This window comes from Wolbachia endosymbiont of Nomada ferruginata, from assembly GCF_001675785.1.
In the GTDB taxonomy this organism is placed as follows: Bacteria; Pseudomonadota; Alphaproteobacteria; order Rickettsiales; family Anaplasmataceae; genus Wolbachia; species Wolbachia pipientis.
Genome location: NZ_LYUY01000036.1, coordinates 1 through 11,887, shown reverse-complemented (window position 1 = coordinate 11,887; position 11,887 = coordinate 1). Strand labels below are relative to the sequence as shown.

At 35.9% G+C, this 11,887-nt stretch carries 7 protein-coding genes and 2 pseudogenes; all 9 read left to right on the top strand.

The annotated features are described in order from the left end of the window. Positions 1 to 36: 36 nt before the first annotated feature. The gene (locus tag BA053_RS07250) at positions 37 to 927 is read left to right on the top strand and encodes a hypothetical protein (RefSeq protein ID WP_245611021.1); all 891 of its coding nucleotides are present in this window, start codon (positions 37 to 39) and stop codon (positions 925 to 927) included. A 122-nt stretch (positions 928 to 1,049) separates the two neighbouring features. Continuing rightward, positions 1,050 to 2,375 carry a dihydroorotase gene (locus tag BA053_RS03055; RefSeq protein ID WP_022626228.1) on the top strand — a complete coding sequence of 442 codons (1,326 nt, stop codon included), beginning with the start codon at positions 1,050 to 1,052 and terminating at the stop codon, positions 2,373 to 2,375. Positions 2,376 to 2,573: 198 nt separating this feature from the next. Next, on the top strand, positions 2,574 to 3,758 hold the full coding sequence (locus BA053_RS03050; RefSeq protein ID WP_065094922.1) for a dicarboxylate/amino acid:cation symporter: 1,185 nt from the start codon (positions 2,574 to 2,576) through the stop codon (positions 3,756 to 3,758). Positions 3,759 to 3,761: 3 nt separating this feature from the next. Next, the gene (gene pyrE / locus BA053_RS03045) at positions 3,762 to 4,358 is read left to right on the top strand and encodes an orotate phosphoribosyltransferase (protein ID WP_065094923.1); all 597 of its coding nucleotides are present in this window, start codon (positions 3,762 to 3,764) and stop codon (positions 4,356 to 4,358) included. Between the two features lie 97 nt (positions 4,359 to 4,455). After that, a complete protein-coding gene (typA, locus tag BA053_RS03040) occupies positions 4,456 to 6,285 on the top strand; it encodes a translational GTPase TypA (protein WP_065094924.1) in 1,830 nt (609 codons plus the stop codon). 62 nt (positions 6,286 to 6,347) lie between these two features. Continuing rightward, a pseudogene (locus BA053_RS08765) lies at positions 6,348 to 6,593 on the top strand (PD-(D/E)XK nuclease family transposase); the annotation flags it as partial. A 665-nt stretch (positions 6,594 to 7,258) separates the two neighbouring features. Then, on the top strand, positions 7,259 to 7,429 hold the full coding sequence (locus BA053_RS08570; protein WP_245611020.1) for a reverse transcriptase N-terminal domain-containing protein: 171 nt from the start codon (positions 7,259 to 7,261) through the stop codon (positions 7,427 to 7,429). A gap of 347 nt (positions 7,430 to 7,776) precedes the next feature. Next, positions 7,777 to 10,338 (top strand): ATP-dependent chaperone ClpB, encoded by a 2,562-nt coding sequence (gene clpB / locus BA053_RS03030; protein ID WP_065095323.1) that lies wholly within the window; start codon positions 7,777 to 7,779, stop codon positions 10,336 to 10,338. Between the two features lie 27 nt (positions 10,339 to 10,365). Further along, positions 10,366 to 11,887, top strand: a pseudogene (locus tag BA053_RS03025) (NAD-glutamate dehydrogenase); the annotation flags it as partial.

Here is an 11,887-nt window from a genome sequence, read left to right as displayed (position 1 = left end):
ATCTGGCTATGAGTAAAGTTATGTTAAGTAGGGAATATGCTTGATTTACTGGTTTGTGGACAACCTCTTAATGAACTTTCAGTAATAAAAAAACAAGCTGAAAATTTTTTACAAACCGATTTTTATAAAGCACAGAGTAAACCACTTCAAGGATTTGCTCCTTCTGGTGGACAGCTCTTTGCGGAAGTTCTGAAATATATAGAAACACTAGAAAAATTATCCGAAGTAAAAAAAGAAGGGCTAGTTAAAGATTTTTTGTTAAATCATGTTAGTTTATTGAATAAAAAGTATCCTAAATCACAGAGTAAAAGGGAAGATGCTATAACAATACTATCAAATGATGAGTTGAAGAATTTTTACAATAAAGGTGTAGAAGAAGGAATATTACAACCAATGGCATCTTACAAAGGATGCAGAAACCTGTATGACAAAATGAACCAGATAAAAAATGAATCCAAAAGTATAATTAAAAGAGAAGAACGGGAAGAAAATTTAAAGAAAATAGATAAGTCGATAATCAGCGCAATTAATGACATAAAAAAACATAGAGAAGCAATCCTTAACTGTAAAGACTTTCAAAGTTCTTACATAAAAGAGAAAAAAGAACATCCATTTAGAGGCAACGCATGTCAAAAAATGATTGATATATATCAAGAGAGAATTGTTGGATATCAGGAGAAAATTCGTCAAAACTTAAACCAAATAAAAGCGATATTAAAAAGTGCGCCGCAAGAAATGGATGATGTGGAAGAATTCGAGGAAATAATTGATGATATACATGAAGCAAAGCAGTGTGATGAAATTTTTGATTCAGCTTTAATTTGTTTATCGAACATACAGAATGAGCTAGATATTCAGCTGGAAAATCCTTCAACAGAACTCAGAGTTTCACACATTAACGTTAAAACTGAGCTAACTAGGTTATAAGAACCAAATCTTTAGGGTAATGAAAGCACTTTAATTCAAGACAGCTCTTAGTCTGTGTTTTAATTTGGTTGTGTTTTATTAAAAAAACTTTAAATTTATTTTATAATCGATACTCAAATATAATGACTCAAACTTGGGATTTGTTGCAAACAGGGCAAAAGGAAGGCTATAAAATTGCGTATACTAATGCTCGTATTATCGACCCGGAAACTAAACTTGATATAAAAGGTTCATTATTGACTGAAGGGGATAAAATTGTTGACTTTGGTGAATCATTATTTTCAACAAGTGGAGTTGATGAAACAATAGACTGTAAAGGGCTTGTTCTAATGCCAGGCCTTATTGACATTCACGTACATTTTCGTGAACCAGGCCAGGAACATAAAGAAACTATATATACAGGCAGCAAATCTGCAGCTGCGGGGGGAGTTACAACTGTAGTTTGTCAGCCAAACACTGTTCCAGCAATTGATAGCGTTATTTTGGCTAAATATTTGAAATATAGAGCACTTGAAACTTCACATGTAAACGTTGAATTTTACGCTAAAATCACCACTTCGGAAGAACACCTGACTGAAATGGCACTTTTAAAGGAAGCAGGTGCGGTTGGGTTCACCGATGATGGCATGCCAGTTATGAACCCAATGATTATGAGACAGGCGCTGCTTTATTCAAGTATGCTGAATGTTCCTATTGCTCAACATGCAGAAGATTTAAATTTATCTGCTGGTGGCGCAATCAACGAAGGTAAAATTTCTGAAGAATTGGGAGTAAAGGGGATCTTGAGTGCGTCAGAATCGGTTATGGTAAATCGTGATATACTGCTAATGAAGGATATGGAAAATGTGCACTACCATATTCTACATGTCTCTTCAAAAGATTCACTTGATGCTATTAAACGTGCAAAAGATTTGGGATTAAATGTTACGTGCGAAGTAACCCCTCATCACTTCACTTTGACTGAAGATATAGTAAAACAACATGGAGCAATTGCAAAAATGAATCCGCCGCTTCGCACTGAAGAAGATCGTTTAGCTATGGTTGAAGGTTTAAAGACAGGTGTGATTGATTGCATTGCAACTGATCACGCTCCGCATGATCGTAGTTCTAAAGATCTACCACTTGAAAATGCTGCATTTGGTATTGTTGGTCTTGAAACAATGCTGCCCCTTTCACTTGAACTCTATCACAGTGGGCAAATGGGTCTACTTGATGTGCTTGCAAAATTGACATATAAGCCTGCAGATATAATACACATACCACGTGGTCGTATACAAAAAAACCTTGCTGCAGACTTAATTTTAGTTGACCTCAATCATGAATGGGAAATTAAAACTGACAACTTTGCTAGTAAATCAAAGAATTCTCCTTTCGATGGTCGCAAAGTAAAAGGACACGTAGTACGTACTGTTGTGTCCGGCAAAACTATATACTCGCAGAAGAGTTAGTTATCATATCTTATCTATTCCAATTTGTTATCACCAGAATGGGCTAAGTGCACCTAAATTTAAATTAAGAAATCTTACACTGTCTCCGAATAAACACATCCTCTTATCTTTCCCTAATCTGTAAAGTTATTTTGTCTATCAATCTGATTCCAAAACAGCAAAATTATTGTATAATGTTACTTTGAAGTTTTATTTTCAATGCACAAGTTTGCAATACTCTTTTCTATACTGCTTGCAATAGTTGCTTACTACCTAAACAATGAAATCATATTTGAAATAGCAAAGCTATTTAGTGATATCTTTATCAGCTTGCTCAAATTAATAAGCTTACCTCTGGTTTTTTTATCCATAGTTTCCACAATTTCCGGGCTCAAAGACTCAATTGAAATCAAAGTCTTAGTTAAGAAAACACTATTTTATACTCTGCTTACAACTATTATAGCTGCGTTTGTTGCATTATCGTTTTATTTGTTAATAGATCCAGCAAGAAAAAATTTCATAAGTAATACAATAGGGAGTATTAACAGCAATAACCACAGTTATTTTTCATATTTAAAATCACTCATTCCTTCTAATTTTGTGCAAGTTTTTCTTGAAAATAATATGATTGGTAGCATATTAATCGCTTTTTTGATGGGTGGAGCTATTGTTTCACTTTCAAAAGAAAAGCAGGATATATTATATCAAGTATTCTCTGCACTTTTTGATACGCTACTTAAAATTGCTCAAGGGTTATTAAAATTTATTCCGCTTGCTGTTTGGTCTTTTATTACATGTTTTTTGCATGAATTAAAAGGCGGTAGTGAGTTCTACAACCTTTTATGGTATTTTGTTTGCATAATGTCTGCAAATTTTGTGCAGGCATTTCTGATTTTACCGCTATTTATGTGGTATAAAGGCATATCACCAATTCAAACGCTGAAAGGGGTTATGCCGGCACTCATACTTGCGTTTTTTTCTAAATCATCCAGTGCAACATTGCCAACAACTATAGAATGTGTGCAGAACAAGCTAAAGGTGCCAAAGAAATTGTCGTCTTTTATTTTACCAATATGCACAACAATTAATATGAATGCATGTGCTGCATTTATACTAATCACTGTAATGTTTGTTGCAGAAATGAACGGATACGTATTTTCCTTAAGCGAAATGTTGATATGGATTTTTTTAGCTACAGGAGCTGCAATTGGTAACGCTGGAGTGCCGATGGGATGCTATTTTATGGCAAGCAGTTATCTCATGTCGATGAATGTTCCTTTGCACATCATGGGACTTATTTTACCTATTTACACGATCATCGATATGTTTGAAACTGCAATAAATGTGTGGTCTGATATTTGCATAACTCAGATAATTAATAAAGAATGTAATAGTGAAACTTGAAAAATGATATTAGACGAAAATAACCTAATAATAAAAGAATTTAAAGAAGCAGAAGCAATTTTGCATGGGCATTTTGTTTTATCATCCGGACTGCATAGTGGCACATACATACAGTGTGCGAAGATTTTTGAAAATCCAAGCAGAGCCATGAAAGTTTGCGCATTATTAGCAGATAAAATAAAAAAAGAATTAAATAGCTCCATAGATTTAATATTATCTCCTGCAATTGGTGGAATAATTGTGGGTTATGAGATTGGCAGGCAGCTTGGAATAAAGACAATGTTTTGCGAGCGCGTTAATGGTAAGTTTGAATTACGCCGTGGATTTAAGATCAAAAAGGGTGAGAAAATATTGCTCATTGAAGATGTAATAACCACAGGTAAATCTTCACTTGAAGCAGTGGAATGTGCAGAAGGGAAAGGAGGTAAAGTTGTTGCTGAAGCTTCTTTGATAAAGAGAAATAGTGAAACGAAACTGCCTTTTCCTGTCATATCTTTGATTGAACTGAACATCAAAAATTACAGCGAGGAAGAACTTCCAAGTGAATTAAAACAACTACCCATAACAAAACCTGGGAGTAGAGAATATTTAACAAAGTAATCCTATAATATCTTGGAAGCACAGCACAGCTTTAGTTATTTACTCTAAGTGTATTTTATGTATACTTATTACTAAATTAATTTTGAAATGATAGAAAATGAACGAATTTAAATCGATCCGAAATATAGCAATAATCGCACACGTTGACCATGGTAAAACTACTTTGCTTGATAACATGTTAAAACAAAGTGGTACGTTCCGCGAGAATCAAGAAGTTCAAGAGCGAGTTATGGATAGTGGCGACCAAGAACGTGAGCGCGGAATTACAATACTTGCAAAGTGCACATCAATAATGTGGGGCGATGAAAAGATCAATATTATTGATACGCCAGGGCACGCGGACTTTGGTGGAGAAGTAGAAAGGGTATTGTGCATGGCAGATGGTGTATTGCTGCTGGTTGACGCTGCAGAAGGTCCCATGCCACAAACAAAATTTGTGCTCTCAAAAGCACTAAAAGCAAATTTGAAGCCAATTGTGATAATCAATAAGGTCGACCGACCAGACAGCAGAATTGATGAAGTATTAAATGAAATATATGAGTTATTTTTTAACCTTGATGCAACCAACGAGCAGCTAGATTTTCCAGTGTTGTATGCTTCAGGTAGAAATGGCTGGTGTGCTAAGGAGCTTTCTGATGAAAGAAAAGATTTAAGCCCATTATTTTCAACGGTTATAGATTATATAAAACCTTCTGTTTATAATCAAAATGCACCTTTTGCTATGTTGGTCACTCTACTTGAGTCTGATAAGTTTCTTGGCAGAATATTGACAGGAAAGGTTTATCAGGGCATTGCAAAAGTCAATTCAGATCTTAAGGTGCTTGACCTCGATGGCAAAGTAATTGAACGAGGAAGATTAACTAAGTTGCTCTCATTTTCTGGCTTGAAACGCATTCCAGTAGAACAAGCTGTGGCGGGAGACATAATTGCAATTGCAGGACTTGAGGAAGCTTCAGTTTCAGACACTATAGCGGCGCCAGAAGTTACAACTGCAGTAAGCTCAACTCCAGTTGATCCGCCGACAATGGCGATTACTCTGAGCGTTAATGATTCGCCTTTTGCTGGGCAAGAAGGTACAAAGCTTACCTCAACTGCTATAAAGGATCGCTTATACGCGGAGGCAGAAACAAATGTTGCAATTACTGTGACTTTGGCACCAAGCGGTGAAGCGTTTGAAGTAGGTGGACGTGGTGAGCTACAGCTTGGGGTGTTAATTGAAAATATGAGGAGAGAAGGTTTTGAGCTTTCGGTATCACGCCCTCGAGTGCTATTTAAGGAAGAAGATGGCAAAAAACTTGAACCTATAGAGGAAGTAGTAATTGATGTAGATGATGAATATAGTGGAATCATCATGGAAAAACTCAGCTTCCGAAAAGGTGAAGTGACTGACATGAGACCTTCTGGTAATGGCAGGACAAGATTAACGTTTTTAGTGCCATCAAGAGGATTAATTGGTTATCAAGGAGAGTTTTTAACTGATTCTCGGGGTACGGGCATAATTAACCGTTTATTTCACAGTTATGCTCCACATAGAGGTCCAATTTCTGGAAGGCGCAATGGAGTTTTAATTTCTACAGATAAGGGTGAGGCTGTGGCATATGCAATTTTCAATTTGCAAGACAGGGGAATTATGTTTATTAAGCCACAGGACAAGGTATATTGTGGCATGGTTGTCGGCCAGCATAGCCGTGACAATGATTTGGAGATAAATGTGTTAAAGGGTAAGCAATTAACAAACGTAAGAGCTTCAGGTAGTGATGAAGCTATAAAGCTCACTCCACCAAAGATAATGACACTGGAGGATATGATAGCGTATATAGATGATGATGAATTGGTGGAAGTAACTCCAAAATCTATACGTTTACGCAAGAAATTCCTTGATCCAAATGAACGTAAGCGTGCAGGAAGGGCAAAGAATAAGGAGTAATCAGAGGTTGAACATTTGCGAAAAATAGTGTATAATTATTCGTCTCCTAATTGTATTTAATTATGGCCTTTTCGAAATTTCTCGATCCAAAAAACAATTTCGCGTTCAAGAGAATATTTAGCACTGAGAAAAATAAAGATATTCTCATTCACTTTCTCAATGATATATTGGACTTCGCTGGCAAAGATGAAATAGAAGAAATAGAATTTCTCAGCACTATCATGGATGCTGAGATTGCCTCTAAAAAACAAAGTATTGTTGATGTTTTCTGTACTGATTCTGCTGGAACCCAGCTAATTATTGAAATGGTGCGACCTGAAAGTCTTCGGTCATATTGTTTAAAAGGAGAGGAATTCCTTCAGAAAGAAACTAAAAGAGTTCTAAAACTTATTAAACCAGATGTTTTGCCATCTGAGTCTACGCATCAGTGCGAATCGGGTAACCGGTTGGTGCCAAGCGATGCGGACAATAAACCTCCTCTTGAAAAAGAAGATGCTCAATCGTGAAAGGAGCATAAACTACAAGCATCATGTGGTTGGAGAGCTAGGCTTAGTGGTATGGTGAACGTAAGTGAAGCTTCATAAGTATCGTAACGATTAAAGAGCTAAAGATGCTGATAAGCTCCGACCAAAAGGTAATGTGACATTTTTCATTTCTGGATGTACGCAAATCACCGGTATAGAGAAGTCACCTAACCCACTGTTGTATGACAGAAGGAACAGGGTAAGCCTGTATTTCCGCCTATATGGCAAGCAAACCGCAAGGAACGCTGATGAAAATGCAGGTAAAGGATAATGGAGAAAGCGAATGCCATTTTGTAACGAAATGGATAGAATTTGTAACATTAATTCGCGTGAAAACGAGCAGACTTTCATTTGGTCCCTCGTGACAAGAAACTTTGTTAACCACTTGAGGTAGAGAAGCAGATGATTACAAGTAAAACTGTAAGTGCGCCTACCAACAGCTCTGAAGCATGGAACCAGTTATCATGGAAGAAATGCCAAAAGTTGTTATGAGGCTACAAAGACGTATTGTTAAAGCTGTCCAACAAGGAAGATGGGGTAAGGTGAAAGCTTTACAGCATCTTCTCACACGCTCCTTTAGCGGCAAAACTTTAGCTGTTAAAAGAGTAACTGAAAACTGACCTTACCCACAAAAATGATGAAGAAATTAGGAATATTTTTTACAAAAAGGACAATACTAACAAAAGAACTTTATTCTATTTAGAATATAAAGTTACAATAAATTTTCCTGTCATCTCCAAATAAATTACATTAACTTAGTATTGTATATTGTTAATAACTTAAATAATACAACCATTTTCAGCAACAAAAACCAAAGGTCTTGAGATACAAGATATTTGTATGGTTACTATGATAGTTCCTTTTTTAAGAAAGTTTTAAATTTCATACCTAACAATAAACAACTTTAGGTTTAAATTTATGAAATCAGTTGTTATATACATCAGCAAATACGAATTTAACTGGTGTTATGGACTTAAATAAATTTACCGAAAAAGCAAAAAGTCTAATTCAAAGTGCTCAAATGAAAGCGTTGGGGGCTGGGCATCAGATTTTTATGCCTGAGCATTTACTCAAAGTGATGCTTGAGGATGAATTAGGTTTAGTTCAGGATTTGATAAACGCTTGTGGTGGAAATGTGCAAAGTATTTCTGATGCTGTGGATAGCGCAATAAAAAAGTTGCTAGTAATTGAAGGTCCAGGAAGTGGTGGCCTTCAGCTTTCAAGAGAAATAGCAAAAGTTTTTGAAGATTCAATTGGTATTGCTCGGAGGAATAAAGATTCATTTGTTGCTGTCGAGCGTTTACTGCAAGGCCTCACTGCACAAAAAGATGATACTGTAGGCAAAATTCTGGCAGAGAATGATGTGACTCCACAAAAACTGAACTCAGTTATTGTAGAAATGAGAAAAGGCAGCAGTGCAGACTCGCCAAACAGTGAGGAAAAATTAAACGCAGCAAAGAAATATACAAAAGATGTTACAGAGCTTGCTATGCAAGGAAAGCTTGATCCTGTAATTGGTCGTGATGAAGAGATCAGAAGAACTATGCAGGTATCACTAAGGCGGACAAAAAATAATCCAGTGCTGATCGGTGAACCTGGTGTTGGAAAAACTGCAATAGTCGAGGGGCTTGCAAACAGAATTGTTGCAAACGATGTGCCACTTAGTTTGCGTGATGCAAAGGTTTTAGCTTTGGATCTGGGTAGCTTAATCGCTGGAACGAAGTTTAGAGGAGAATTTGAAGAAAGGTTAAAAGCAGTTATTAATGAGCTTTCGAAAGCGGAGGGAAAAGTTATCTTGTTTATAGATGAGCTTCATACTTTAGTTGGAGCAGGAGCAACAAGTGGTGCAATGGATGCTTCAAATTTGCTAAAGCCTGCTCTTGCGCGTGGAGAAATTCGCTGTATAGGAGCCACAACTTTAGATGAATATCGTGAACATATAGAAAAAGATCCTGCACTTGCAAGGCGTTTCCAGCCTGTGTTTATCTCTCAACCAACTGAAACTGATACCATTTCAATACTCAGGGGTTTGAAGGAAAGATATGAGGTGCATCATGGTATAAGAATTACAGACGGTGCAATAATTGCTGCTGCAACGTTGTCCAATAGATATATAACAGATAGGTTTTTACCTGATAAAGCAATTGATTTGATTGATGAAGCAGCAAGTAGGGTGAGAATTGAAATGGATAGCAAGCCTGAAGTTATTGATGAACTTGAGAGAAAGGTTATACAGCTAAAGATTGAAGCAGAGGCTCTAAAAAAAGAAAGTGATGAAAATTCTAAACAGCGTTTAAAAAAGATAAATGAGGAGATTGAAAACCTAAACAGTAAATTTGCTGACTTAAACAGCAAATGGCAGATGGAAAAGAATAAAATAGCTAGAATACAAGAAACAGCCGAAAAATTAGATAACGCTAGAAAAGAGTTGGAATTAACTCAGCGGAGTGGAAATTTAGGAAGGGCAGGGGAATTGATGTATGGTGTGATTCCTCAGCTTGAGAATGAATTAAAAAATCAGGAAAAGGTTACTGATAGCTTCTTAAAGAAAGAAGTGACTGGAGATGACATTGCAAACATTGTTTCAAAGTGGACGGGAATTCCAGTTGATAACATGATGCACAGTGAAAAGGAAAAACTCCTTAACATGGAGAATGAAATAGGAAGAAAAGTAATAGGGCAGAAAAATGCAATAGAAGCAATAAGTAATGCAGTTAGGCGCTCTCGCTCTGGTGTGCAAGATACTAATCGACCTTTCGGTTCATTTTTATTCTTAGGCCCAACCGGGGTTGGAAAAACGGAACTGGCAAAAGCCCTTGCTGAATTTCTGTTTGACGATCAATCAGCGCTTCTGCGTTTTGATATGTCAGAATATATGGAAAAACACTCTGTTTCAAAGCTAATTGGCGCACCTCCGGGGTATGTTGGCTATGAGCAAGGTGGCAGATTAACCGAAGCAGTAAGAAGAAGGCCATATCAGGCTATTCTGTTTGATGAAATAGAGAAGGCAAATCCAGATATATTTAATCTATTGCTGCAAATCTTGGATGAGGGTAGACTCACTGATAGTCATGGTAAATTAATTGATTTTCGCAACACCATACTGATTTTAACTTCTAACCTTGGCGCTGAGATAATGCTTAAAGGGAATGTTGATTCTATAAGAAATGAAGTGATGCAAATAGTTAAGTCGGCATTTCGTCCAGAATTTTTAAACAGACTGGATGAAATTATTATATTCCACAGTTTAACCAGAGATGACATCTATAAAATTATAAATGTTCAATTTTCTTATTTACAAAAAACACTTGCTAAGCGTAAACTGAGTATAAGTTTGTCACAGGAAGCTAAAGAACTAATAGCACAAACTGGCTATGACCCTGAATATGGAGCAAGGCCATTAAAAAGGGTTATACAAGAGTGTATTCAAAATAATTTAGCTAAATTAGTTTTATCAGGGGAAGTAGTAGAAAATGATGAGCTAATAGTGTACGCTCTTGATAATGAAATCTTAGTTAAAAAGGTTTAAGTTCACTGTGTATTTTTGTTAAAAAAAATGTGTATAGATCATAATGTTGACACTGAGTCTTTATTTAAGTTAGCTGATCAAGAAAATCAGCAAGATAAAGAAAAAATTAAAAAATTTATTAAGTATTTTTATAGTTTTGTTTATAAAAGCGACCTAAAAGCCAATGATAAGTTTTTGCTATATATTGTAAACGATGCTTACAATTTTGTTTCTCAAAAAGAGAAAGATGAAAGTAAGTTAGTAGTAAGCAATATAGATGATATACCAGGAATAGAAGGCGATTTTACCACGATTAAGATAACAAACGATGATATGCCATTTTTGGTTGACTCCGTTATTGCAACTATTAAGTCGCACGATTTAACCATATGCTATTACAGCAACAGCATAATTAACATTAAAAGAAAAGATGGCCTAATAGACGAGATTTACCCTTTGGAAGAAAGCAATGGAGTCAAAGAGTCAGTTATATATGTAATTATCAAAGGTATAAGTGACAGTTTTGTTGATACATTAAAAGAATCTCTACAAAAAACGCTGAAAGCAGTTAATTGTGTTGTGAAAGATTGGTACTTAATGCTCAAGAAACTTGATGAGGCAAGTCTTTCTGTCATCCCAGTACTTGATACTGGGATCCAGGAAAAGGACACGTGGATTCCAGTGTCACGCACTGGAATGACACCAGACCGAAATCAAGAGCAAAAAGATTTTCTAGTTTGGCTAAAGAACAATAATTTTGTATTTCTAGGTTATCAAGAATATATTGCTGGTAAAGATGAAAAACTCGTCTGTGATAGCAAAAAGGACCTTGGCCTGATGAGAGTAGGTCAAAGTACGTTGATTCCTTCTGCAAACCTTGATTCCCTATACATATTGAGATCAGATCTAATCTCAATAGTCCATCGGCGTACATACATGAATTGTATAGGAGTAAAAGAATTTGATGACCAGGGTAATGTAGTAAAGGAACGGCGTTTTTTCGGGCTATTTACTTCTGTAGCGGAGGTCCAAGATATTCGAACTATTCCAATAATAAAAGATAAAGTTAAAGTTATAGAAAAAAATGCAGGATTTGTAACCGGGGGCCACAACAATAAAGCTTTGATTTCTATTTTGCAAGTGTTCTCTTGTGATGAATTATTCCAATCAAATGAAGACGAATTATTTAAAATTTGCATTTCGATCATGTCTCTTGCGATTAGGCCAAGGGTCAGATTATTTTTAAGAAGAGTCGGGGATTTTATTAGTTGCATAGTGCTGATACCGATGCATTATGCTAGCGCTAGGCTAATGTTCAAGATACGTGACATATTGAAGGATGAGACAAGTGCAGGAAGTTCAGATATTTATAACAATCACATTATCAATGAATATGATTTGATGAAATTGCATGTAGTGCTAAAGACCAAAAATGCTAGCGTTCTTGATGATGAAGTTTTGCGTATCGAAAACAAATTAAGAAACATTACAGAAAAGTGGGAAGATCGTTTTATAGACAATTTATACAATACTTTTAGCACTGTTGAGGATATATTCATCCGTTATTGCA

Excerpts from the sequence above, each read along its gene's own strand:
- BA053_RS07250 (WP_245611021.1), top strand. The coding sequence starts at position 37 with ATGCTTGATTTACTGGTTTGTGGACAACCTCTTAATGAACTTTCAGTA.
- BA053_RS03055 (WP_022626228.1), top strand. The coding sequence starts at position 1,050 with ATGACTCAAACTTGGGATTTGTTGCAAACAGGGCAAAAGGAAGGCTAT.
- BA053_RS03050 (WP_065094922.1), top strand. The coding sequence starts at position 2,574 with ATGCACAAGTTTGCAATACTCTTTTCTATACTGCTTGCAATAGTTGCT.
- pyrE (WP_065094923.1), top strand. The coding sequence starts at position 3,762 with ATGATATTAGACGAAAATAACCTAATAATAAAAGAATTTAAAGAAGCA.
- typA (WP_065094924.1), top strand. The coding sequence starts at position 4,456 with ATGAACGAATTTAAATCGATCCGAAATATAGCAATAATCGCACACGTT.
- BA053_RS08570 (WP_245611020.1), top strand. The coding sequence starts at position 7,259 with ATGGAACCAGTTATCATGGAAGAAATGCCAAAAGTTGTTATGAGGCTA.
- clpB (WP_065095323.1), top strand. The coding sequence starts at position 7,777 with ATGGACTTAAATAAATTTACCGAAAAAGCAAAAAGTCTAATTCAAAGT.